Annotated in this window: 22 protein-coding genes and 2 tRNA genes; 16 read left to right on the forward strand and 8 right to left on the reverse strand. The window is 41.2% G+C overall.

The window, feature by feature from the left end; genetic code table 11:
• Positions 1-48 precede the first annotated feature (48 nt).
• From AC3IRX_RS10940 to AC3IRX_RS10975, 8 genes are all read left to right on the forward strand, one after another.
• Entirely contained in the window at positions 49-1,617 is a 1,569-nt protein-coding gene (locus AC3IRX_RS10940) for a glycoside hydrolase family 10-like protein (protein WP_489210382.1), read from the forward strand.
• A gap of 152 nt (positions 1,618-1,769) precedes the next feature.
• Entirely contained in the window at positions 1,770-2,084 is a 315-nt protein-coding gene (rbp, locus tag AC3IRX_RS10945) for an RNA-binding regulator (RefSeq protein ID WP_489210384.1), read from the forward strand.
• Positions 2,085-2,220: 136 nt separating this feature from the next.
• Positions 2,221-3,312: a redox-regulated ATPase YchF gene (ychF, locus tag AC3IRX_RS10950; protein WP_489210386.1), complete on the forward strand. Its 1,092-nt coding sequence runs from the start codon at positions 2,221-2,223 to the stop codon at positions 3,310-3,312.
• A 195-nt stretch (positions 3,313-3,507) separates the two neighbouring features.
• Entirely contained in the window at positions 3,508-4,050 is a 543-nt protein-coding gene (locus AC3IRX_RS10955; RefSeq protein WP_459084272.1) for an NADPH-dependent FMN reductase, read from the forward strand.
• A gap of 89 nt (positions 4,051-4,139) precedes the next feature.
• Complete coding sequence (locus AC3IRX_RS10960) at positions 4,140-5,231, forward strand: AI-2E family transporter (protein ID WP_489210388.1); 1,092 nt, start codon at positions 4,140-4,142, stop codon at positions 5,229-5,231.
• Positions 5,232-5,511: 280 nt separating this feature from the next.
• Positions 5,512-7,398 (forward strand): DNA topoisomerase IV subunit B, encoded by a 1,887-nt coding sequence (locus AC3IRX_RS10965; RefSeq protein ID WP_489210390.1) that lies wholly within the window; start codon positions 5,512-5,514, stop codon positions 7,396-7,398.
• Between the two features lie 71 nt (positions 7,399-7,469).
• Positions 7,470-10,052 carry a DNA gyrase/topoisomerase IV subunit A gene (locus tag AC3IRX_RS10970; protein ID WP_489210392.1) on the forward strand — a complete coding sequence of 861 codons (2,583 nt, stop codon included), beginning with the start codon at positions 7,470-7,472 and terminating at the stop codon, positions 10,050-10,052.
• A gap of 56 nt (positions 10,053-10,108) precedes the next feature.
• A complete protein-coding gene (locus AC3IRX_RS10975) occupies positions 10,109-10,765 on the forward strand; it encodes a rhomboid family intramembrane serine protease (protein WP_489210393.1) in 657 nt (218 codons plus the stop codon).
• A 14-nt stretch (positions 10,766-10,779) separates the two neighbouring features.
• Here the strand turns inward: AC3IRX_RS10975 and prmC are convergent, their stop codons facing one another.
• The 3 genes from prmC to AC3IRX_RS10990 are packed head-to-tail and all read right to left on the reverse strand — an operon-like array spanning position 10,780 to position 13,059.
• On the reverse strand, positions 10,780-11,631 hold the full coding sequence (gene prmC / locus AC3IRX_RS10980) for a peptide chain release factor N(5)-glutamine methyltransferase (RefSeq protein WP_489210395.1): 852 nt from the start codon (positions 11,629-11,631) through the stop codon (positions 10,780-10,782).
• Positions 11,632-11,642: 11 nt separating this feature from the next.
• Positions 11,643-12,401 carry a peroxide stress protein YaaA gene (yaaA, locus tag AC3IRX_RS10985; RefSeq protein WP_489210397.1) on the reverse strand — a complete coding sequence of 253 codons (759 nt, stop codon included), beginning with the start codon at positions 12,399-12,401 and terminating at the stop codon, positions 11,643-11,645.
• A gap of 43 nt (positions 12,402-12,444) precedes the next feature.
• Positions 12,445-13,059 (reverse strand): L-threonylcarbamoyladenylate synthase, encoded by a 615-nt coding sequence (locus tag AC3IRX_RS10990; RefSeq protein WP_489210399.1) that lies wholly within the window; start codon positions 13,057-13,059, stop codon positions 12,445-12,447.
• 90 nt (positions 13,060-13,149) lie between these two features.
• On the opposite strand from AC3IRX_RS10990, the gene AC3IRX_RS10995 reads away from it, so the two are divergent.
• From AC3IRX_RS10995 to AC3IRX_RS11005, 3 genes are all read left to right on the forward strand, one after another.
• A tRNA-Met gene (locus AC3IRX_RS10995) sits at positions 13,150-13,222 on the forward strand.
• A gap of 28 nt (positions 13,223-13,250) precedes the next feature.
• Positions 13,251-13,323 (forward strand) — tRNA-Met (locus AC3IRX_RS11000).
• A gap of 55 nt (positions 13,324-13,378) precedes the next feature.
• Positions 13,379-14,068 (forward strand): class I SAM-dependent methyltransferase, encoded by a 690-nt coding sequence (locus AC3IRX_RS11005; RefSeq protein WP_489210400.1) that lies wholly within the window; start codon positions 13,379-13,381, stop codon positions 14,066-14,068.
• Between the two features lie 61 nt (positions 14,069-14,129).
• On the opposite strand, the gene rfbC is transcribed toward AC3IRX_RS11005, so the two are convergent.
• Entirely contained in the window at positions 14,130-14,675 is a 546-nt protein-coding gene (gene rfbC / locus AC3IRX_RS11010; protein WP_489210402.1) for a dTDP-4-dehydrorhamnose 3,5-epimerase, read from the reverse strand.
• A gap of 207 nt (positions 14,676-14,882) precedes the next feature.
• Positions 14,883-15,536, reverse strand: a complete 654-nt coding sequence (gene fsa, locus AC3IRX_RS11015) for a fructose-6-phosphate aldolase (RefSeq protein WP_459084262.1) — start codon at positions 15,534-15,536, stop codon at positions 14,883-14,885.
• A gap of 227 nt (positions 15,537-15,763) precedes the next feature.
• On the opposite strand from fsa, the gene AC3IRX_RS11020 reads away from it, so the two are divergent.
• From AC3IRX_RS11020 to pheA, 3 genes are read left to right on the forward strand one after another with little or no spacing between them, the layout of a single operon-like run.
• Positions 15,764-17,539, forward strand: coding sequence for a discoidin domain-containing protein (locus AC3IRX_RS11020; protein ID WP_489210404.1), 1,776 nt, complete (start codon positions 15,764-15,766; stop codon positions 17,537-17,539).
• Positions 17,540-17,564: 25 nt separating this feature from the next.
• On the forward strand, positions 17,565-18,092 hold the full coding sequence (locus AC3IRX_RS11025; RefSeq protein ID WP_489210406.1) for a hypothetical protein: 528 nt from the start codon (positions 17,565-17,567) through the stop codon (positions 18,090-18,092).
• 27 nt (positions 18,093-18,119) lie between these two features.
• Positions 18,120-18,959, forward strand: a complete 840-nt coding sequence (gene pheA, locus AC3IRX_RS11030) for a prephenate dehydratase (protein WP_489210408.1) — start codon at positions 18,120-18,122, stop codon at positions 18,957-18,959.
• Here pheA and AC3IRX_RS11035 read toward each other — a convergent pair whose 3' ends face one another.
• Positions 18,960-20,237: a replication-associated recombination protein A gene (locus tag AC3IRX_RS11035; protein WP_489210410.1), complete on the reverse strand. Its 1,278-nt coding sequence runs from the start codon at positions 20,235-20,237 to the stop codon at positions 18,960-18,962.
• Positions 20,238-20,333: 96 nt separating this feature from the next.
• On the opposite strand from AC3IRX_RS11035, the gene yidD reads away from it, so the two are divergent.
• Positions 20,334-20,573 (forward strand): membrane protein insertion efficiency factor YidD, encoded by a 240-nt coding sequence (gene yidD, locus AC3IRX_RS11040; RefSeq protein ID WP_459084405.1) that lies wholly within the window; start codon positions 20,334-20,336, stop codon positions 20,571-20,573.
• 444 nt (positions 20,574-21,017) lie between these two features.
• Positions 21,018-21,866 (forward strand): prolipoprotein diacylglyceryl transferase, encoded by an 849-nt coding sequence (gene lgt / locus AC3IRX_RS11045; RefSeq protein ID WP_489211489.1) that lies wholly within the window; start codon positions 21,018-21,020, stop codon positions 21,864-21,866.
• Between the two features lie 74 nt (positions 21,867-21,940).
• Here the strand turns inward: lgt and pepE are convergent, their stop codons facing one another.
• Entirely contained in the window at positions 21,941-22,633 is a 693-nt protein-coding gene (gene pepE / locus AC3IRX_RS11050; RefSeq protein WP_489210412.1) for a dipeptidase PepE, read from the reverse strand.
• A gap of 33 nt (positions 22,634-22,666) precedes the next feature.
• Positions 22,667-23,080, reverse strand: coding sequence for an acyl-CoA thioesterase (locus AC3IRX_RS11055; protein ID WP_459084256.1), 414 nt, complete (start codon positions 23,078-23,080; stop codon positions 22,667-22,669).
• Positions 23,081-23,226: the final 146 nt, after the last annotated feature.

The following is a 23,226-nucleotide window of genomic DNA, read 5'->3' on the forward strand; positions in this document are numbered from 1 at the left end:
GTGTGTTAAAATAGGCGCAGAAGTCCGTTTTTCTATTATTTTTGCCTCATGAAGAATTTCTCCCCTAAATTGTGGTTTTTTGTAGTTGTAAGCGCTTTTTTCTTAATAGGCTGTGCGACTCAAAAGGACCCCAAACAACCTCCTGTAAAAAAAGAAATTGTAAAGAAAGAAATAAAGCCGCAAGAGCCTAAACCAAAGAAAGTTCCCCAAGTGGTTCTACCGGAAGTAAAGCGCGAGTTTAGAGCGGCCTGGATTGCCACGGTGGCAAATATTAATTGGCCGTCCAAAAACAATCTATCGGTTGCGCAGCAAAAGACAGAAGCTCTTGAAATTCTAGACCGTTTAAAGGAAGCGAATTTCAATGCTGTGGTTTTTCAAGCTCGACCTTCGGCTGATGCTTTTTATAAGAGTGATCTTGAACCGTGGTCCTATTTTCTTACCGGAGAGATTGGGAAGGCCCCAAGTCCTTTTTACGATCCTTTAGAGTTTTGGATAGAAGAATCGCACAAACGAGGAATGGAGCTGCATGTTTGGCTTAACCCCTACAGAGCTCATCATACGACGGGTGGGAAATTAAATTCCAAAAGCATTGCAAGCACCATGAATAAAGTCACGTATCGACTTCGCAATGGCATGTACTGGATGGATCCTTCAGATTCCACAGTCCAAGACCATACGGCCAAAGTGATTCGGGATTTAGTGGAAAGATACGACCTAGATGCGGTCCATATAGACGATTATTTCTATCCGTACAGAGAATACAATGGAGGTAGGGACTTTCCCGACCAAAAACTATACGCTTCCTATACGGAGTCAGGTGGAACTTTAAGCAAACCGGATTGGAGACGTGCGAACGTAAATAAATTTATTAAAAGAATTTATCAGGAGATAAAGGAAGAAAAAGCTTGGGTCAAATTTGGTATCAGTCCGTTTGGAATTTGGAAACCAGGTTATCCTGTGGGTATTAGTGGAACAAGTCAATACGACGAACTTTATGCAGACGCAAAACTTTGGTTAAACCAAGGATGGGTTGATTATTTTTCCCCTCAACTGTATTGGAAAGAGGAAGGTCCACAGCGCTTTAGTGCGTTACTTAGTTGGTGGGAGGCTGAGAATACCCAAAAGAGGCATTTGTGGCCAGGACTCAATACCATTGGAATCAAAGGAGTGGACGACAAGCCTACTGAGATTAGAGGGCAGATGAGTACCATACGTCAAATCATGGGGAAAGATGCAGGAGAAATTCATTACAGTGTGGATGGACTGTTAAAGAATGGAGAGATGTATTCTGCGATTCAAAGTGCCTATCGACAACCTGCTTTGGTTCCTGTCTCGCCATGGATCCCTTCGGATAAACTGTCAAGGCCCCTAATTGAAAGTACTCTTAATGGAGGTATAAGCGTAAAGCTGACTTGGAATACAAATCCGGGAGAATCCATTTCTCAATGGGTTCTTTATACTCAATATGGAAAAGAGTGGGAGTATGAAATTCTAGAAAGGGATGCAAAAGAAAAAGTGCTTAATTTGAATCGTTCTGGCGAAAAATTACACGCTGTTGCTCTTAAATCGGTCGATCGATTGGGTAATCTCTCCCCGTATGTTCTTCAAATGTACTGATTAGCAGGTAATTAATAAATTAAAATAAAATTTCATCAATTGAATTTTAATTGTATCTTGCAGCAAATTATTTAATGAGAAATTCAATCAATGTTCATACGTCCGTTTGTTGGTTTCCACTTAATTAATCAACACTATTTATTTTTTTTATTATGAACATTTTTATTTCAAACCTTAACTACAACACAGTTGAGTCTGAGTTACAATCACTTTTCGAAAACTACGGAACAGTGGACTCTGCAAAGATTATCATGGACAGAGAAACGGGAAGAAGCCGTGGATTTGGATTCGTTGAAATGCCAGAAAACGACGAAGCGTTGAAGGCTATCGAGGAACTTAACCAGAGAGAATTCAAAGAAAAAGTACTTAACATCTCAGAAGCTAGACCAAAAGAGCAAAAGCCAAGAGGCTTCGGTGGTGGCGGTGGCTACAACAGAGGTGGAGGAGACAGAAGAAGAGACTGGTAATTCACTAGTAACTTATAAGAAAGCTTCAGGAAACTGAAGCTTTTTTTGTGCTTAAAAATCGTATCTTTGCGCACTTTAGTATTTTATAAACCAGAGCTTTGGTTAGGAGCCAAACTCGCTATTACACACTAAGAATATGAAATGTGGTATCGTAGGACTTCCCAATGTGGGCAAGTCAACCCTTTTTAACTGTTTGAGCAATGCCAAGGCACAAAGTGCTAATTATCCTTTCTGTACAATCGAACCTAATTTAGGAACCGTTTCTGTACCTGATACTCGACTTGTGGAGCTTGAAAAGCTTGTGAATCCAGAACGAGTTTTGCCTGCAGTTGTGGAAATTGTGGACATTGCAGGACTTGTAAAAGGTGCGAGCAAAGGAGAAGGACTAGGAAATCAGTTTCTAGCTAATATTAGAGAATGTGAAGCCATCCTGCATGTTCTTCGTTGCTTTGACAATGGAAATATTATTCACGTGGAAGGTTCTGTAGATCCACTAAGAGACAAAGAAATTATAGACATTGAGCTCCAGTTAAAAGACATCGAAACAATCTCAAAGTCAGTCGATAAAGCCAAGAAGTTCATTAAGTCAGGAAAGAAGGAAGATATCCTTGTTTATGAAACTCTAAAAGAACTTCAAGAGTTTTTGGAAAGTGGACGAAATGCAAGAGAGTTTGCGTCGAATGATTTAACGCAGCCTATTATTGACGAAGTACAATTGCTTACTAAAAAGCCCGTGCTTTATGTTTGCAATGTAGATGAGAATTCCATTAAGAATGGGAACGAATGGATTGCAAAAATCGAAGCGATGGCAGAGCAGGAAAATGCGGAGGTTGTTGTTTTAGCGGCGCAGATAGAGGCAGATATTAATGAACTTGATACGTTTGAAGAAAGACAAATGTTTTTAGAGGAGTTAGGATTAACCGAACCTGGGGTTAACCGTCTGATTCGTAAAGCTTATGAACTACTACAACTGCAGACTTATTTTACCGCAGGTGTGAAGGAAGTAAGAGCTTGGACCATTGGAAAGGGATGGACCGCGCCACAAGCGGCGGGTGTTATCCATACAGACTTTGAAAAAGGCTTTATCCGCGCCGAGGTAATTAAGTATGAAGATTTTCTTAATTACGGTTCGGAAGCCAAAGTGAAAGAAGCTGGAAAGATGGGCGTAGAAGGAAAAGAATACATTGTGAAAGACGGAGATATTATGCATTTTAGATTTAATGTATAAGGGACTAGAATCCAAGAGAATAGACAAGGCTACCCACGAAGACGTGGGTAGCCTTTTTTTATATCTAAATTTGATTTTATTTCTTTATTTTTAGTTTCTTCGATTATTATAAAAATTGAAACTATCTTTATTGCCATTTCTACGTTGGCAAGAAGTCTTGCAGCGCAGAGATCATAATCACTAAACAAATATTTTATGGCAAAAAAAATTGCAGTCCTCGTTGGGAGTTTGAGAAAAGAAAGCTTTAATCGCAAAGTGGCAATGCAAGCCATGGAGCTTGCTTCTGAGAATCTAGAATTGGAACTCATTGAAATTGGAGATCTCGTTCACTACAATGAGGATTTAGACAAAAGCGAACCACCCAAGCCTTGGGTCGATTTTAGAAAGAAAATTAAAGACGCAGACGGCTATTTATTCTTCACGCCCGAATACAATCGATCTGTGCCGAGCGCCCTGAAGAATGCACTTGATGTAGCTTCTAGACCCTATGGGAAAAATGCATGGGCTGGCAAACCTGGAGCCGTGGTAAGCGTGACGCTGAGTGCGCTTGGTGCCTTTGGAGCAAACCATGTACTTAGGCAATCCATGGTGTTTTTAGATGTCTATATGATGCAGCAGCCAGAAGCCTATATAGGGAAGGCGAGCGAACTCTTTGAAAAGGACGGAGAAATGGTTGAGGATACGAAGAAATTTTTGAAGTCCTTTATGGATGCCTATGAAAAATGGGTCCTGCGCTAGAGATAATCTTTCAAGGAAAGTGAAATGAATTCGAATGAAGAATCGAATTCATTTTTTTTTGGAGTAAATTTGATAAAATTTCCAGGTCGATGAATCTTATTTTTAAAGAGAGAACCATTCAAAAAGCATTAGTAATCGGCTCGGCATTGCTACTGTGCTTTATCCTTTTTGAATTAAAGTATTTTGTAACGGGGCTTTTAGGTTCCATTGCACTGTATGTAGTGTGTCGAGGTATTTTTCTCAAATGGATTGAAAAGTACCGTTGGCCTAAAGAATTTGCAATTTGGGTGATGCTTTTGCTTATCGTGGTGTGTTTTGGTGTTCCCGTTTGGCTAATGCTTGAGTTATTGATTCCCAAAATAAACGAGATTGTTCAGCATCCACAGAAAATGATCCAGAGCTTTAATCCGGTGCTTACCTACATTGAAACCAATGAGTTTATCCAGCGATTCGATTTTTCAATTAGTCAAGATCAAATTCTTGCCATCGTGAACAAAGTACTTGGGTATATTCCTTCGACCCTAAATTGGGTGGGACAGTTTTTCGCCAATATATTTGTTGCGCTTTTTATTCTCTATTTTATGCTTTCGAGCAATCGCTCGATGGAACGGGATTTAAAAGAAGCACTTCCGTTTTCGCCTGTAGCCAAAGACTATTTTGTGAAAGAGAATTTAGCCCTTATTCGCTCTAATGCGTATGGCGTTCCTATTCTCGCTTTTAGTCAGGGAGTGATTGCAGTCCTCGGTTTTAGCCTATTTGATGTGCCACAGCCCGTGTTTTGGGGACTTTTGACGGCGATTGCCTCTGTGGTGCCCGTGGTGGGAACGATGCTTATTTGGATCCCGGTCAGTGTCTATCAAATTGCGACTGGAGACCTTCACCAGGGACTTTTATTGGCCCTGTATTGCTTCATTTTTGTAGGGGGAATTGATAACGTTCTTCGTTTTACACTTTTGAAGAAAATGGCAGACATACATCCACTTATTACGGTGTTTGGTGTTTTGCTAGGACTTCAGCTTTTTGGTGCCATGGGGCTTGTTTTTGGACCTTGGCTCCTTTCTATTCCTTTTATTTTGTATAAGATCTATAGAATCCAAAAAGACGAGCCTTCTTTTCTCACTTCGGATTCCGTTTTGGTCTGCGGGGAGCAGGAAGAAGATTCCCCTGAGGAGGAAATCTAGCAAGTTGCGTCTCGTTTTTTTTGACACAAAGAATTGGCCCTAAGTTCAAAGTGTCTTGAGTCCAGCTTTCTCGAGTCGTATCGTGAACTTTTCATGCCCACTCGAAGAATAGGGGGTGAAAAGGAGCGAAATGGGGTCTTCTTTGCTATAGATTAGAGCAAATTCGCAAAACTTTTCCACAATATTTTAGATTTCGTTTTCAATTCATTATTTTTGGAAGTTAGTGGCTAGTAGAAGGTTTTTGCCTTTTTTCGGCTGCTAGTGAATAGATTCAATAACTATGATAGAAAACAACCAGGTTCAATATACCGAAGATAACATCCGTACACTGGAATGGCAGGAGCATATTCGCCAGAGACCCGGTATGTACATTGGAAAATTAGGAGATGGTTCTTCTGCGGACGATGGTATCTACATTCTTCTCAAAGAAATTATTGACAACTCGATTGATGAGTTTGTGATGAAATCGGGTAAAAGAATTGAAATTAAGATTGACGAAGGAAAAGCTTTAATTCGAGATTACGGTCGTGGAATTCCACTTGGAAAAGTAGTGGATGCCGTTTCCAAAATGAATACGGGAGGGAAATACGACTCCAAAGCTTTCAAAAAATCGGTAGGTCTAAACGGAGTAGGAACCAAGGCGGTAAATGCCTTGTCTGATTTTTTCCGCGTACGTTCGATTCGGGATGCTCAGGTAAAAGAAGCCACTTTTTCGAAAGGAACCATTACGCATGATTTGCCTATTGAGCCTAGCGCGGAACGTGCTGGAACTGAAATTTCATTTGTACCAGACCATGAGATTTTTCCAAATTTCAAATTCCGGAAAGAGTACATCGAGCGCATGCTTCGGAATTATGTTTATTTAAATCCAGGCCTAAAAATTATATTTAATGGGGAGACTTTCTATTCTGAAAATGGATTAAAGGATCTACTACAAGAAGAAATTGAGGGGGAGATTTTATATCCCATCATTCACTTGAAAGAGGAAGATGTTGAGATCGCGATTACGCATAGCGATAAATCGCAGTCTGAAACTTATTTTTCATTTGTCAACGGACAAAATACAACCCAAGGGGGAACCCACTTAAATGCATTTAAAGAAGCGTACGTAAAAACGATTCGTGAGTTTTTGAATAAAAATTACGAAGCAGCTGACATTCGAAAATCGATAATCGCTGCGGTTTCCATTAAAGTGATTGAACCTGTATTCGAGTCTCAAACCAAAACGAAGTTAGGTTCTAATGACATGGAACCAGGGAAGGAATCGGTTCGAAGCTTTTTGAATAACTTTCTAAAAAAGGCACTTGACAATTATTTGCACCAAAACCAGGAGACTGCGGAAGCGGTCCAACGGAAAATTTTGGTGTCAGAAAGAGAAAGAAAGGAGCTCTCAGGGATTCAAAAATTAGCAAGAGAAAGAGCGAAGAAAGTTTCTTTGCACAATAAGAAGTTAAGAGACTGTCGTCAGCATTACAACGATCAAAAGGCGGTTCGCAAGGCAGAAAGCCAAATTTTCATCACGGAAGGGGACTCCGCTTCCGGGTCCATTACGAAATCTAGGGATGTGGAAACTCAGGCTGTATTTTCCCTTCGAGGAAAGCCTTTGAACTCCTACGGACTTACAAAGCGCGTGGTTTATGAAAATGAGGAGTTCAATTTACTCCAAGCCGCTCTTAATATTGAAGACTCCTTAGAAGATTTACGCTACAATCAAGTAATCATTTCAACCGATGCCGATGTGGACGGGATGCATATTCGATTGCTAATGATTACCTTTTTTCTTCAATTCTTTCCCGATCTTATCCGAAATGGACATTTGTATATCTTACAAACTCCTTTGTTTCGGGTAAGAAACCGAAAGGAAACTCGCTATTGTTACTCCGACCAAGAAAGAATAAAAGCGCTTAACGAGCTGGGTAAAAATCCAGAAATCACTCGATTTAAAGGTCTAGGAGAGATTTCCCCGGATGAGTTTAAACACTTTATTGGGAAGGATATCCGACTTGAGCCTGTGGTGCTCGGCAAAGACCAAACCATTGAGCAGTTGCTTGAATTTTACATGGGGAAGAATACACCTGATCGTCAAAATTTTATTCTTGCGAACCTGGTAGTGGAGGATCCTGATATTGAAAAGAAAGAGGAATTAGAAGATGAGGTCGTTGTATAGAGCTCTGCAAGTGAAGTGAAAAAAGAACAAAATAATCAGACATAAGTTGCTTTAACGAAGCATAAAAACGAATGACAGAAGAACAGTTAAACGAAGGAGAAAGCCTAAAGAAAGTTTCCGGTCTTTACAAAGATTGGTTTTTGGATTATGCATCCTATGTGATTTTGGACCGGGCCATACCCTCCGTTTTTGATGGGTTTAAACCCGTTCAAAGACGTATTATGCACTCCATGCGAGAATTAGAGGATGGTCGTTACAACAAGGTAGCCAACATTGTCGGCAATACCATGAAGTACCACCCTCACGGGGATGCTTCCATTACCGATGCCATGGTTCAAATTGGGCAAAAAGATTTGCTAATTGATACCCAAGGGAACTGGGGGAATATCTTCACAGGAGATTCCGCTGCGGCTGCTAGGTATATTGAAGCGAGACTTACGCCTTTTGCTCTTGAGGTGGTTTTCAATCCGAAAACCACGCATTGGGCAAAATCCTATGACGGTAGAAATAACGAACCCATCGACCTTCCCGTAAAGTTTCCACTGCTTTTAGTACAAGGAGTAGAAGGGATTGGTGTGGGACTATCCACTAAAATATTGCCTCATAATTTTAACGAATTAATCCAAGCTTCCATTTCTTATTTGAAAGGAAAATCCTTTCAAGTGTTTCCTGACTTTATTACAGGGGGGATGCTGGATGTTTCTGAATATAATGATGGAGAACGAGGGGGCAAAGTTAGAGCGAGAGCGCGGATCGTCCACAAAGAAAAAAACATTCTTTCCATTACGGAGCTTCCCTATTCGAAGAACACGAGTGATTTAATAGACAGTATTGTCAAGGCCACAGAACGTGGGAAAATCAAGATTAAGAAGATTGAGGATAATACATCCGATAAAGTAGAAATACTAATTCATCTCCATAGCGATGTGTCTCCTGATAAGACCATTGACGCGCTTTATGCATTTACGGATTGCCAAGTTTCGATCTCGCCCAATGCCTGCGTTATTGTAGGGGACAAACCGATGTTCCTTAACGTTTCTGAAATTCTGCGTCGAAACACAGACCATACGGTTTCTTTGTTAAAAAGAGAACTTGAAATTGAACTGCATGAACTTCAAGAAAGTTGGCATTTTGCTTCTCTAGAAAGGATTTTCATTGAGAATAGAATTTACCACGATATTGAAGAGGTGAATTCTTGGGAAGAAGTTCTTCAGACCATTGATATAGGACTTAAACCTCACACGAAGCATCTACTAAGAGCCGTGAGTCAAGAGGATATTTTAAAGCTAACCGAGATTCGAATTAAACGGATTTCCCGATTCGACCTAGATAAATTTAAAGAAACCATTGCTTCGCTTGAGGAGCGAATCGAGAAGTGCAAATTTAACTTGGAGAATCTGATTCCTTATGCGATTGATTACTACCTAGGGATTCAGAAAAAATACGGAAAGGACCGTCTACGTCAAACGGAAATCCGCGTATTTGATACCATCGATGCAACCAAAGTAGCCGTGGCCAATGAGAAATTTTACGTAAACCGAGAGGAAGGCTTCATTGGAACTTCCCTTCGAAAAGATGAATACTTATTTGACTGTTCTGACATAGATGATATTATTGTCTTTCGCAAAGACGGGACGATGAAGGTGGTGAAAGTAGAGGCGAAAACATTTGTAGGACGCGATATTTTGCATGTCGGAATTTGGAAGAAGAATGACCAAAGAACGGTTTACAACACGATTTACCGACAAGGGAAGCTAGGGCCTTATTTCATGAAGCGTTTTGCAGTCACTGCAGTCACTCGAAATACAGATTATGCTCTGGCCTCCGACGAAAAAGGTTCAGAATTGCTTTATTTTTCAGCCAATCCAAATGGAGAGGCGGAAACTGTAAGCGTGGTGTTAAAACCAAATGCAAGAATACGTAAGAACAAAATCGATATTGATTTCTCCGAACTAGCCATTAAGGGACGTAATGCAAAAGGAAATTTGGTTACGAAATACATGGTGAAAAAAGTTGAAATGAAAGAGGAGGGAGTCTCGACTCTTGCCCCAAGAAAGATTTGGTTTGATCCGACCGTGCGCCGACTTAATGTCGATCATCGAGGAGAGTTTCTTGGAAATTTCAAAGGAGAAGACAAGATTTTAACCATTAATGCCCAAGGCGAAGCCAGGCTGGTTTCCTTTGATTTGATGAACCGTTTTGATGACGAATATCTAGTGCTTGAAAAATGGAATCCTTTGCAAGCCATCAGCTGTATCTATTTTGACGGAGAAAAGCAGATCTATTACATCAAGCGATTCCTTTTTGATAATGTGGCCGGTGTTCAGCAATTTATGCCATCGGAACATCCTAAGTCTTTTATTGAACATGTATTTACCGGTTCAGGAGCTACTGCAACCCTTAAATTTGCACAAGAAAAGGGCAAGGAAAGAGAAGTAGAAATGATAGATGTCGATGCGTATATTGCCATAAAAGGAATCAAAGCCATTGGAAATCAATTAACCAAAAACAAAATAAAAAGCATTGATCTTGAATTTCCTCCAGAGCCTGAGGAGCCTGAAATAACCGTCGAGGAGCCTGAGAGCGACTTGCATTCCGGCATGGAGGATCAGTCCCCAGAAGAAGGAACGATTGGATCTCTTTTTGAAGACTAGAACCCTATTTTTCGGGATCTTTACAAAATGGCCGAAGGGCCTAAATCAAATAATTTATGAGCGTAGTGTTAATAGGGATTATTGCAATCACCGCCCTAGTGAGTTACATGGGGTTTACAAATGAACAAATCTTTGAAAAATACAAATTCAATGTCTCTGCCATCGTACAGAGAAAAGAATACATTCGACTTCTTTCTGCAGGTTTTTTACATGCAGACTGGATGCATTTCTTTTTCAATATGCTTACGCTCTACTTTTTTGGTCCGATCGTGGCCCAAGCCTTCGGAGAGATGGGGCTTATCGTGGTCTACTTTGGCTCAATCCTCCTAGGGAATTTGTTTTCACTCTACCTTTATCAACATCAAGGATGGTACTCTGCGATTGGAGCGAGTGGGGGAGTCTCTGGAATCTTGTTTGCCGCCATTGCGGTCTATCCGCAAATTGGTATTTATTTCTTTTTTATACCGATTCCGATTCCAGGGTATATCTTTGGACTTCTGTATTTTTCCTACTCTGTTTACATGATGTTAAATCCGAAGGCAAACGATAACATTGGACACGCTGCCCACCTTGGTGGTGCCTTTTTAGGACTCATCTATTCCGTGATGCTGATGCCCCAATTGGCACTAACCAATTGGCGCTATTTGCTAATCATGGCCATTCCACTGCTGTATCTGTGCTTCGTAATTTTTGTGCGAAAAAAGAAAATATAAGGGAGCAAAAGCCCCTATTTTTTACCCATAATGAACCGGTCGTTTCCAGAAAGATCTTGGATTAATTTTACTTCCGAAAGGAGGGACTCATAAAGTTCTAAGGTTTGGTTTCCTAGCTTTTGGTTGATCTCAAGAAAGAGATAACCCCCGGCATTTAAATAGTTATTTACAAGACTAGCAATCCGTTTATAGAAAATAAGCGGATCACTTGTGGGAGAAAACAGCGCGATTGTCGGTTCAAAATCTTTTACACTGTGGTCAATTTCATTTTGCTCCTCGATCCCAATGTAGGGTGGATTGGAAAAAATCACATCATAGCTTTGCTCTAATTCTTCTAAGAGGATGTCTTTAAGCAGGAAGTTGATGTCTGTTTTGTGCCTCTGTGAATTCTCTTTTGCGACCTCTAGTGCGCCTTTCGAGATGTCTAGCGCATGCACCTTGGCTAAAGGAAAGTTTTTACTAAGTACGATGGGAATTACCCCTGAGCCTGTGCCAATATCAAGTATTGAGAATTCCGTTTTTCCAAGCGAGCTACTTTTTAATTCGAAAAGGGCAAGTTCGATAAGTTCCTCGGTTTCAGGTCGCGGAATGAGAACTTGGTCATTTACTTTAAATTCGAGTCGATAGAACTCACTTTTTCCAAGGATTTGTTGGTAGGGCTTACCTGTTTTGAGTTCTTTTAGAATCTCTAAGAAGCGTTTGGTATCGGGAACCTGGATTTCCATTGGTAAAGAGCTTCGAAGCGCTATGGAATTCAATTCAAGAACCTCAAAGGCCATGATTTTGAATAGCTCTTCAATTTGCGACTTTTCATAAAGCCTTTGAAGTTCAAATTGGAATTCCTGTTTAAGTTCGCCGACTGTCATAATACCAAGGGCTAACGCGTGAATACAAACTTGGAAGACGTAGAAAGTTCCGAATCAAAGCGATACCCTTCGAGGTTAAAAGCTTTCACCTCGTTTAGCTTCTTAACTTGGTTCTGAGCACAGTATCGGACCATTAAACCGCGAGCGTGTTTTGTATACACGACAATTGTTTTGGGTTTGCCCGATTTGAGTTCATAGAATTCAAAATCGATTACAGGAGCTTTAAGTTCTTTAAGGTTTAAGGCTTTAAAGTACTCTTTGCTCGCAAGGTTTAGAATCACATCTCGTGAATGGAGCTGCTTATTAAGTTCCTGAGTCAGTTTTTCACGCCAAAACTGATAAAGATTGTCGTAGGTGTCAAACTGAAAAGATCTTCCCATTTCAAGACGGTAGAGCATGACGCGGTCCGAGGGTTTTAAAAGTCCGTACAAACCCGAAAGAATGCGATAGTTCTTATTTAAGTACTGTAAGGACTCATTGTCTAGAGACTGAGCATCGAGGCCTCTATACACTTCGCCTGCGAAGGCAAAGAGAGCGGCCGCACTTTGTTTGGAACTCGGTGAAGAATTCCATCTTTGATTGCGCTCCCAATTTTCATGGGCCAAATTGGAAGAGATGTCCATTAATTCCGATAAGAATTTTGGAGATTTCTCTTTTAAATGGGATTGAATTAGGGTAGCCTCTTGAATGAATTTGGGTGTGGAGGTTCTTGAAAATCCGCCCACATGCTCAAGGTTCATAAGTTTAGCGGGGGAGGTTATTAGCTTCATAATAGATCGAAAGTGTCTAACAATTAATTAAATTTCTTTGAAATTAAGCGAGTTGGCCTTTGCCTTCTCTTATGATTTCGGGTTCACCGGAAGTGAGATCCACGATGGTGGAGGCAATGTTGTCTCCGTACCCAGAATCGATCACGAGATCCACTAGGTGGTCGTATTTTTCTGCAATTAATTCGGGGTCTGTGGAATATTCTAGGATTTCATCTTCGTCTCGAATGGAGGTGGAAGCAATGGGGTGACCCAGTTTCTCTACTAGCATTTGAGGTACAATATGATCCGGTACTCTAATCCCAATCGTTTTTTTTCCTTTGTAGGCAAGCGGTAAACTTTTGTTTGCTTCTAAAATGAAGGTGAAGGGGCCGGGTACATTGTTCTTTAAGATCCTGAAAACTGAGGTGTCAATGGGTCTTGTGAAATGCGAAAGATGGCTTAAGTCGTTGCAGATAATCGAAAATTGAGATTTTTCTAACTTAATTTTCTTAATCTGTGCCAATTTCTCCATGGCTTTTAAATTGTTGATGTCACACCCTAAGGCATAGATCGTATCCGAGGGGTAAATAATTAACCCTCCCTTTTTCAAGGTGTTAACTACTTCTGAAAGTAAGTTTTCTTGCGGATTGTCGGGGTAAATCTTAAGTATTTTTGCCATACAACAAAGGTATTAAAAACTGCGCACTCTTGGAATGTTAATTTTGCCTTTGCAGTATTGGGTTAATTTCGTATATTTGCAATCCAATATCGCGGGGTAGAGCAGTAGGTAGCTCGTCGGGCTCATAACCCGGAGGTCGCACGTTCGAGTCGTGTCCCCGCTACAAAGGCCTTTTAGGCATTAAGATACATCGCGGGATAGAGCAGTAGGTAGCTCGTCGGGCTCATAACCCGGAGGTCGCACGTTCGAGTCGTGTTCCCGCTACTACGAGAAGAGGATCATTTTTATGATCCTCTTCTTTGCTTTTGATCCCTTACTCATGATAGATTTACCTGGACGCGCCATTTTAGATTATTTTCAAGGCGATAAGAAGACTCGACTTTATGTTCACGATCGTTTTGGACCTCGCGTGGAAATGCCCATTTCCATGTATTTTAGAGGAGTAAAGGCTATGCCTGAACTCGAATTAAAAGCACTAGAGCAGGTGAAAGGTGAAGTCCTTGAAATTGGAGCGGGAGCAGGATCCCACGCCCTGGAATTGCAAACGAGAGGTTGCACGGTGCATGCCTTAGAAATATCCCCTTCTTCCTGTGAAGTGATGACTCAGCGAGGCGTAAAGACGGTTATCTGCGAAGATATATTTGAGTATTCTGCTCAAAAGTACGATACGCTCCTTCTTCTTATGAACGGGATTGGACTGTGTGGATCGCTCGAAGGATTTGATCAGTTTTTGCAAAAAGCAGAATCTCTACTAAGACCCGGTGGGCAAATTATTTTTGATTCTTCTGATATCGACTATATGTATGCTTATACTCGCAAGCCCTCCTTCTATTATGGACAGGTAGAATGTGCCTACCAATACGGCAAGGAAATCACCCCTTGGTTCCACTGGCTTTACATTGATTTTTCTACGCTTAAAAAAAGAGCACTTTCCTTAGGATGGAACGCTGAGTTCTTGTTTGAAGATGAGCATTACCAGTATTTAGCAAAACTCACAAGACTTGAGTGAGGCTTAAGTCTTAGTTACGGTCCTTGATCGCGAGGGAATTTTTGAAAAGGAAAATGAACACTTAAAAATCTGTACTTGAAAAGAGTGGGAGCTCCTCATCTTTTTTGGAAATGATCACTTTTTCTGTAGGAACTCTCCAGTCAATTCCGAGAGTAGGGTCCTTCCAAAGTAAGCCGCCTTCCGATTCTTTATTGTAATAGTTATCGCACTTGTAGGCGAAAACGGCCGAGTCACTTAACACGGAAAACCCATGCCCAAATCCTCTGGGAATGTAAAATTGAAGTTTGTTTTTTTCGGAGAGTTCTACACCGTACCATTTGCCGAATGTAGCAGAGTCCTTTCGTAAGTCTACTGCCACGTCCCAAACGACTCCTTCTAAACAGGAAACGAGCTTGGCTTGGGCATGCTGCTTATTTTGCCAATGAATTCCTCTCACGACCCCATAGGTGGATTTAGAAAGGTTGTCTTGCACAAAATGGCCCTTCATTCCTGTGAGCTGCTCAAACCGGGACTGGTTGTACTTTTCGTAGAAATAACCTCGTTCGTCTTCGAAGAGGGTGGGTTCGATAATAAAGCAATCTGCTAGTGGCGATTTGACAAGTTTCATCGTGTAGTCTATTTGAACTTCGTTTTTAGAGGGGGTTTAGTGAATATACCTTTTCCATTTTGGTAGGAAGGGTTAATTCCAGTTCTAAAACGCAGGCGTAAAAGTACTCATTTTTCTAGAAATTCAGAAAGGGAGCAGAACGGCAAAAAAAAGCCGTCACAGAAATTGATTCTGGACAGCTTTTTTACCTATTTTACGGCATTCTAATTATGCCATTTTCTTTGAATCTTCAATAAATTGAGCAAGTCCTTTGTCGGTTAAAGGGTGATTTAAGAGACTTAAAATCGGACCTAAAGGAGAGGTAATTACGTCGGCACCTAATTTTGCACAATCGATGATGTGCATGGAGTGACGGATGGAAGCGGCTAAGATTTCCGTTTTGAATCCGAAATTGTCATAGATGGTACGAATTTCATCAATTAGGTTTAACCCGTCCATGGAAATGTCGTCTAGTCTTCCAAGAAAAGGAGAGACATAGTTTGCGCCCGCCTTCGCAGCTAAAAGTGCTTGTCCTGCAGAGAAAATTAAAGTACAATTCGTTTTGATTCCTCGGTCTGAAAAGTATTTTAAAGCTTTCACTCCGTCTTTAATCATTGGGATTTTCACCACGATGTTGGGATGGATTTTTGCAAGTTCTTCTCCTTCCTTAATCATTTCTTCATAGGTGGTGGAAAGAACTTCGGCGGAGATATCCCCGTCCACGATTTCACAAATGGTTTTGTAATGCTCGTTAATGGCCTGCTTGCCACTAATGCCTTCTTTTGCCATTAGAGAAGGATTGGTAGTCACCCCGTCTAAAATTCCAAGATCTTGCGCTTCTTTAATTTGCTCTAGATTCGCTGTGTCAATAAAAAATTTCATTTTTACTTATAAATTTATTGGTTGCGCAAATATACAAATTCTTCAAGGATCCTTACTGATTTTCATAGGGTTCGTTTCAGCCTATAGGTGAAAATTCGAGTTGTCTTTTCGGGTGTGAGCTGCGTGGGACTCGCTCACGAATTCAAGATATCCCCGTCTTTTTGAGTGAAAAATTTTATAGCTGCCTATAAAATTGATACATTTGAGTAAACAATGCGTTCGATACTATGAAATTCACGACCAGCAAAACCCATCTTTTTATAGGGGGAGCCCTTCTAATGATTTCCATTCTTGGTAATGCCCAGCAAAAAACCTACGCGAATCCGATCAATATTGACTATGGATACACGCCTTTTGAGGTTTTTTCTAAACAAGGGAAGCATCGCGCAACAGCCGATCCTGTGATTGTCAACTTTAAAGATCGACTTTTTCTTTTTTCAACCAACCAAGAAGGGTATTGGCATAGTGACAATATGCTGGATTGGGAGTTTGTCTCACGAAAATTCTTACGAGACGACAAGTATATTCATGATTTAAATGCTCCTGCCGCATGGGTCATGAAGGATACGCTTTACGTGTACGGATCAACATGGGAATCCGATTTTCCGATTTGGAAGTCCACGAATCCCACCAAGGACGAGTGGGAGATTGCAGTAGATACCTTAAAAGTAGGAGCATGGGATCCGGCCTTCCACTACGATGAGGATACCAACAAGCTTTTTCTTTACTGGGGTTCCAGTAACGAATGGCCTCTTCTGGGCACCGAAGTGAACATGAAAACTCTGCAGAGTGAAGGGTATGTAAAACCGATCGTAAAACTCAATCCAGAGGACCACGGATGGGAACGATTTGGAGAATACAACGACAATGTCTTTTTGAAACCGTTTATTGAAGGAGCCTGGGTGACAAAGCATAATGGGAAGTACTATATGCAGTACGGCGCTCCTGCGACTGAATTTAGCGGATATGCAGACGGAGTATATGTGTCCAAGAACCCGTTAGAGGGGTATGAATATCAGAAGCACAATCCCTTTTCCTACAAACCGGGAGGCTTTGCTCGAGGGGCAGGTCATGGGTCTACGTTTCAAGACAAGAACAAAAACTATTGGCACGTATCCACTATTTTTATTTCCACGAAAAACAACTTTGAAAGACGACTCGGAATCTGGCCTGCGGGCTTTGATAAAGACGATGTCATGTATAGCATCACTGCCTACGGCGATTACCCTACCTACCTTCCTGAATATGCAAAAGGAAAAGATTTTAGCAAAGGACTCTTTACAGGCTGGATGCTTCTCAATTACAATAAGCCGGTGCGGGTTTCCTCTACTCTTGGAGGGTATCATGCGAATTATTCGGTAGACGAAGACATCAAGACCTATTGGAGTGCGAAAACAGGAAACAAAGGGGAGTGGTTGGAGACCGATTTAGGAGAAATTTCAAGTGTGAATGCGATTCAAATTAATTATGCGGATCAAGATGTCGAGTTCATGGGGAAAACACTTGGGAAGTTTCATCAATACCAAATATTTGCATCCACTGATGGGAAATCTTGGAAGCGAATCGTAGACAAAAGTAAGAACAAAACCGATGTGCCCCACGATTATGTAGAGCTTGCCCACAGTGTCAAGGCTCGCTATATAAAAATCGAGAACTTAAAGATGCCCACGGGAAAATTTGCGTTAAGTGGACTGCGAGTCTTTGGTAAAGGGCCTGGTGAGGCTCCTGGTAAGGTGCAAAACTTTGTGCCCCTACGTGCCGATCCAAAGAAATTTGGAGAACGACGAAGCATTTGGATGAAATGGCAACAAAACCCTCTCGCGGATGGCTATGTGATCTATTTTGGGAAAGATCCAGGTAAGCTCTACGGTAGTATTATGGTGTACGGGAAGAATGAGTATTTTTTTACCGGCGCAGATCGTACCGACAGCTACTATTTTCAGATTGAAGCCTTTAATGCCAATGGGATTTCTCCACGGTCCGAGATTTTTAAAAGTGAATAAACAGAACTCAAAAAAATAGAATATAATGAATCGAATAACAAACGGACTGCTCAGTATTGCTTTTTTGGCTTGCTTCGCCCTTGCGAGCTCTCAAGAAGTAGACTCTTCAGTAGAGCCTCAATCAGGACCCATCTTCCTAGTGGATGGAAACTTGGCGAAAAGCAGTGCAAAAGAAGTGGAGGTAGAGAATATTGAGTCGGTAGCAATCTATAAAGCCGATTCCTCATTACCCTCTGAGCTGAAGGGATTAACGAACCATTTAGATCGTTCCTTGATTTCCATCACGCTTAAAAAAATTAGGGAAGTGGAACATCCCGTGGAATTAAGTACGTTAAACCAAATGCACGGTTTGCCTGCTGAGAGTCCCATCTACCTTGATGGAACGCAGCTCTTTCACAATCATTTGAAGGTCTATCCGTCTGCAATTAAGGAGATAGTGGTAAAGGGAACGAAACAAAATCCCTACCTAGCCCTTACGCTTGGAGAATCAAGCAAGTCCTCATCGGTTCTTCGACTTCCCGTGCAACCTTGGCTACTGGAAAAACTAGATTAACAAACTAAATTTTATATTTTCGTTCGAATGACCATCGCTTATTTAGGCCCGATCGCCTCATTTACAAGTCTAGTAGCTCAAGAATTGTTTCCAGAAAATACCTTGTCTCCGCAAAGCAGCATCCGAGATTGCTTTCTAGCGGTCCAAAAGGGAGAGCTCGACAAGGCGGTCGTTCCGCTTGAGAACTCCATCGAGGGAACGGTGTCCATGACACTAGACTATCTTTATGACTTTGAAGGGATCTTTATTGAAGCCGAGGCGGTACTGCCTATTTCACATCACTTAATGGTTCATCCGCAAAGTGAGGAGGTTCAAGCGATTGTCTCGCATCCTCAGGCCTTAGCTCAGTGCTTCCATTCGTTGGATACAGATTTCAAAACGGTCCCTCGCATGGATTACCATTCGACCTCAGGCGCCGCAAAATACATTAGTGAACATCCGGAGAAAAACTTCGCGGCGATTGCCAATGCCACGGCAGCTGAATTGTACGGGTTGCAAATTATTCGTCGTGACATTCATGATTTTGAACAGAATCACACGAAATTCATTGTGATCAGTAAACAAAACAAAACCTTAGATTTACCGCTGGAGGTAACTGAGGAGAAATCCTCTCTTATCCTCACCCTGCCAGAAGATCATGCGGGAGGACTTCACCAAGCTTTGTCCGTTTTTGCTTGGCGCAAAATGAATCTTTCTAAAATTGAGAGCCGAACTCTTAAAAAGAAGCTTGGAACCTATTTTTTCTTTGTCAATGTTGTGGGTGAGTGGAATTCTGCCTATGCACTTGGTGCCTTGCAAGAGCTCGAAAGTTTAAACATTCAGGTGAATTTTCTAGGGCATTACAAAGAATACTTACTGGAGCAGTAATTAATACTTGTCCTTCCATTTTTTTGAAAGTTCCTCCTTAATTTTCTTTTCTGTCGAATTGGAGCCCGGCTCGTAGAGTTTAGTGCCAGCAAGGGATTCAGGTAAGAACTCGAGCTCCACGAAGTTTCCACTATGGGAATGGGCGTACTGATACTCTTTGCCATAGTCCATCTCTTTCATCAGTTTCGTAGGTGCATTGCGCAAATGGAGCGGCACAGGGAGGTTCCCCGTTCTTTTCACAAGTGCTAAGGCCTCGCCAATGGCTTTGTAGGTTGAATTTGATTTCGGAGAAACGGCTAGGTACACTGCAGTTTCACTTAGAATGATTCTGGATTCCGGATTTCCAATCACATTGATCGCTTGAAAACAAGTATTGGCTAGAGTAAGGGCCTGGGGATTGGCAAGACCAATGTCCTCAGCCGCCAAGATGAGCAAACGCCGCGCGATGAATTTAATATCCTCGCCCCCCTCTAACATTCTGGCAAGCCAGTAAACAGCCGCGTTAGGATCCGATCCTCGAATGGATTTGATAAAAGCAGAGATAATATCGTAATGCTGTTCCCCATTCTTATCATAAAGAGCCATGGTCTGTTGTAACGTACCTAGGACATCTTCAGTGGATATTTCCGTGTGGGAAGTCCCTAGGTATTGGTTTAATACAAGTTCAACGGAATTGATTAATTTACGCGCATCGCCTCCTGAATATTGAATAAAGGCCTGCGCATTATCCACAGAAAAATCCGATTCATTCGATTCGTTATAAGCCTTCAAGGCAATTCCCAATAATTCCTCGAGATCTTCGTACGAGAGAGATTTAAGGACGTAAACTTGCGATCTTGAGAGCAGGGCTGGAACCACCTCAAAACTTGGGTTTTCCGTTGTGGCTCCAATCAGTACAATCCATCCTTTTTCCACCGCATGCAAGAGCGAATCTTGCTGCGACTTGTTAAAACGGTGAATTTCGTCAATAAAGAGTAGGGGAGATTTTCCCGAAAAAAGATTTTGTTTTTTTGCCTCTTCAATGACTTCTCTAACTTCCTTAACTCCACTTGAAACAGCAGAAAGTTTAAAAAATTTACGGTTTGAATGCTCCGCTATGATTTCTGCAAGCGTTGTTTTGCCAGTTCCAGGAGGACCCCAGAAAAGCAGGGAGCTCAGCGTATCGTTCTCGATCATGCGTCGAATAGGCCCCGAAGGCCCTGTGAGATGCGTCTGCCCAAGAACTTGTTCTAAGGTTTTGGGTCTTAATTGTTCGGCTAAAGGAGTGTTTGAGTTCAAAATCTCGTCAATTTTAGTTCAAAGGTAATAATAAAGAGTTTTGCAATCTTTAATTTAAAATTATTCTGCTATTTTTGCAAGGTCTTGGATTCAAAAATAAAATACCTAGCGATCTTGCCCCTTGTGGGTTTAATACGCTTCTATCAACTTGCTATATCCCCCTGGTTGGGGAGCAACTGTCGGTACCATCCGACCTGTTCGCAGTATATGCTAGAAGCCTTGAAAGTGCATGGGCTATTTTACGGTCTCTATTTGGGGACTAAACGAATTTTAAGTTGTCATCCTTGGGGAGGACAGGGATATGATCCTGTACCGCCTAAAAAAAACAAAGGCTAAAAACTTAGCTATAATTTGAAAATAGTTGCTATGAAATCTGTATTTTTTCATTTCTTTATATTAATGGTTGTGGCTTTTAGTCCGCAATTAACAGCGCAGTCTTATCCCGACGGACTCTCCGATGCGAATTTAAAAGTGGACGGAAAAGACCTACCTGTCAAAGTGTTTTCCACTACAGATATTCAAGCCTTTGTCAATTTCCCAGAGAATAATACGGACTCCTCTGTCCTTGTCATTCTAAATTCCGTGGTCAATTCCTACGCACAGTCTGGCGTTTTTGAAGGGTACCAGAATTCCGGTTTTCAAATTCTTGATAAAGAATGGAGGCCTATTCCTTCAGAATCTTTGGTTTCGCCTGAGAATTGGAGCTATCTATACAAACCAAGATCGGTTGCAGAGGTAATTACCCCTGAAAAAAAGGTAGAATTAGAAACAGAATATAAAATATGGAATCCCTCCACGGCAATTCATTTAGGACCAATTTCACTTCACTACTATAGTCTTATGTTTGTGCTTGCCTTTGGGCTTGGGTATGTGGTCATGGGTCGGATGTTCAAAATTGACAATGTAAACCAAAAGTATTTGGAGCCATTATTCACCTGGACCTTAATTGGAACCATTTTAGGCGCAAGGCTGGGTCACGTTATTTTTTATCAACCCGAACTCTTCAAGCAAGATTTTTGGAGTGTATTCTTACCCATTCAAACCAAGCCGGAAATAAAATTCACTGGATTTGCTGGGCTAGCAAGCCACGGTGCTGCCATAGCGTTAATCCTAACGACGCTTTATTATTCATTGAAGATCATCAAGAAAAATCCGCTGTGGGTATACGACCGAATCGGAATCGTGGTGGCTTTAGGGGGAACCTTTGTTCGAATTGGAAACTTTTTCAATTCTGAAATTATTGGAAAACCCGTAGACCCAAGTTCTCCCCTTGCGATTTTGTTTCCTCAAATGAGTAGTGAATATGGAGCGACCGTTCCACGCTATCCGACTCAGCTCATTGAAGCAGGAGGCTATTTCTTGCTCTTTGTTCTTTTGTGGGTGCTTTACCGATATACGGCTAAAAAGTACCAACAGGGCTTTCTTTTTGGTGTGTTCTTCACGGTCCTATGGTCCATTCGTTTCTTGGTCGAATACCTTAAAGAACCGCAGGGCGATGAGTTTATTAGTATTGCGGGATTAAATACAGGGCAAGTCTTGTCCATACCTTTTATCTTAATAGGAGTGGCCGCGATGATTTATTCAAGAAGATTTAGAATCACGCCTGCAGAAAATGAAAAGCCGGAGTAAAAATCGGGTTTTAATAAATTCCCTTAATTTTAATTAACCCTTAATCAGAAGTTCTAGACCCTTGTTTAGGACGTTTAAAGAACGGTGCCAGGTGGCACTTCGACTGGGGCTTTGCCCACTTCAAATATTCGAGTCGATTGGCTGCCTCCAATGGAGATTTTCTCACCCCTTTTTCGAATCCAATTTCCTTCCCGAAGTCCGACTACTTTTGTATCATTCTGGGTTAAAAACTCAAGAATTCTAGTTTCTCTCGTTTCGCCGTTATGTTTGAGGGTCGGGTCTGGATCTAAGTAATGTGGGTTTAGATTGAAAGGGACGAGACCAAGACACTCGAAACTAGGGGGCTGTACAATCGGCATGTCATTGGTGGTTCTCATGTTAAGACCTCCAATGTTACTCCCCGCACTTGTGCCTAGATAAGGCTTTTGCTTTAGGATGTTCTCTTTCAAAACCTCCATTAAATTGTTTTCATGCAGCGTTTTAACAAGAAGGAAGGTATTGCCTCCCCCTGTGAAATACCCTTTTGCAGATTCAATGGCTGCTTTCTGGTCTTCAAACTCATGGAGTCCTTTTACGGAAATACCCAGAGCTTCAAAAAAGAGTCTTGCCTTGTTCGTGTACTCCTCATGAGAGATTCCAGAGGGACGAGCAAAAGGAATAAATAAAATCTCGTCTATTCCTTGGAATAAAAGTTTTATCTCTTCGGTTAAGTAGTCCAAATAGCTTCCCTCATAAAGAGTGGAGGTGGAGGCAAGAAGAATATTCATAAAGTAAACGTATTTTAAGATCGAAGTCCAAAGTTAGTCTTCTTTCCAGTTTTTTTCAATTAATTCAGATAAGAATTCAGGGCAGCGGGTTATTTTCTTTGTTTTGGCGTCAAAAAAATACAAAGTTACCTCGGCGAGTGAAATAAGTTCCTTCTGCTCGTTGTAAATTTCATATTCGAAATGCATTCTTACCCCAGGTTTTTTTTTCAAATAGGTATGAATGTCCAAAACTTGGTCATACAAAGCCGCCTTTAAATACTTCATCTTATACTCTGAAACAGGTAGCCAAATTCCTTGGTTTTCAAGTTCATCGTATGAAATTCCGATGGATCGTAACTGCTCAACTCGGGCGGCTTCGAGGTACTGCGCGTAGTTGCCGTAGTAGACGTATTTCATAGGGTCGGTTTCGCCGTAACGAACACGATGTGAATGGATTGTGTGTATCATAATTTTCTATGAGAAAGAAACATACAAATATATTTCTTAATAATCAAGTTTGATAAAGTTTTTTTATGACAATATTTTTTGTCATCTTTGTTTTCTACTTTTGAGTAGTCAAATATATACTTTCAACTCGATTTTTTGTGTAATTT

It is taken from the genome of Epilithonimonas sp. KH_059 (genome assembly GCF_057838485.1).

Coding starts and splice junctions, on each gene's coding strand:
- AC3IRX_RS10940 (WP_489210382.1), top strand. CDS start 49: ATGAAGAATTTCTCCCCTAAATTGTGGTTTTTTGTAGTTGTAAGCGCT.
- rbp (WP_489210384.1), top strand. CDS start 1,770: ATGAACATTTTTATTTCAAACCTTAACTACAACACAGTTGAGTCTGAG.
- ychF (WP_489210386.1), top strand. CDS start 2,221: ATGAAATGTGGTATCGTAGGACTTCCCAATGTGGGCAAGTCAACCCTT.
- AC3IRX_RS10955 (WP_459084272.1), top strand. CDS start 3,508: ATGGCAAAAAAAATTGCAGTCCTCGTTGGGAGTTTGAGAAAAGAAAGC.
- AC3IRX_RS10960 (WP_489210388.1), top strand. CDS start 4,140: ATGAATCTTATTTTTAAAGAGAGAACCATTCAAAAAGCATTAGTAATC.
- AC3IRX_RS10965 (WP_489210390.1), top strand. CDS start 5,512: ATGATAGAAAACAACCAGGTTCAATATACCGAAGATAACATCCGTACA.
- AC3IRX_RS10970 (WP_489210392.1), top strand. CDS start 7,470: ATGACAGAAGAACAGTTAAACGAAGGAGAAAGCCTAAAGAAAGTTTCC.
- AC3IRX_RS10975 (WP_489210393.1), top strand. CDS start 10,109: ATGAGCGTAGTGTTAATAGGGATTATTGCAATCACCGCCCTAGTGAGT.
- prmC (WP_489210395.1), bottom strand. CDS start 11,631: ATGACAGTCGGCGAACTTAAACAGGAATTCCAATTTGAACTTCAAAGG.
- yaaA (WP_489210397.1), bottom strand. CDS start 12,401: ATGAAGCTAATAACCTCCCCCGCTAAACTTATGAACCTTGAGCATGTG.
- AC3IRX_RS10990 (WP_489210399.1), bottom strand. CDS start 13,059: ATGGCAAAAATACTTAAGATTTACCCCGACAATCCGCAAGAAAACTTA.
- AC3IRX_RS11005 (WP_489210400.1), top strand. CDS start 13,379: ATGATAGATTTACCTGGACGCGCCATTTTAGATTATTTTCAAGGCGAT.
- rfbC (WP_489210402.1), bottom strand. CDS start 14,675: ATGAAACTTGTCAAATCGCCACTAGCAGATTGCTTTATTATCGAACCC.
- fsa (WP_459084262.1), bottom strand. CDS start 15,536: ATGAAATTTTTTATTGACACAGCGAATCTAGAGCAAATTAAAGAAGCG.
- AC3IRX_RS11020 (WP_489210404.1), top strand. CDS start 15,764: ATGAAATTCACGACCAGCAAAACCCATCTTTTTATAGGGGGAGCCCTT.
- AC3IRX_RS11025 (WP_489210406.1), top strand. CDS start 17,565: ATGAATCGAATAACAAACGGACTGCTCAGTATTGCTTTTTTGGCTTGC.
- pheA (WP_489210408.1), top strand. CDS start 18,120: ATGACCATCGCTTATTTAGGCCCGATCGCCTCATTTACAAGTCTAGTA.
- pepE (WP_489210412.1), bottom strand. CDS start 22,633: ATGAATATTCTTCTTGCCTCCACCTCCACTCTTTATGAGGGAAGCTAT.
- AC3IRX_RS11055 (WP_459084256.1), bottom strand. CDS start 23,080: ATGATACACACAATCCATTCACATCGTGTTCGTTACGGCGAAACCGAC.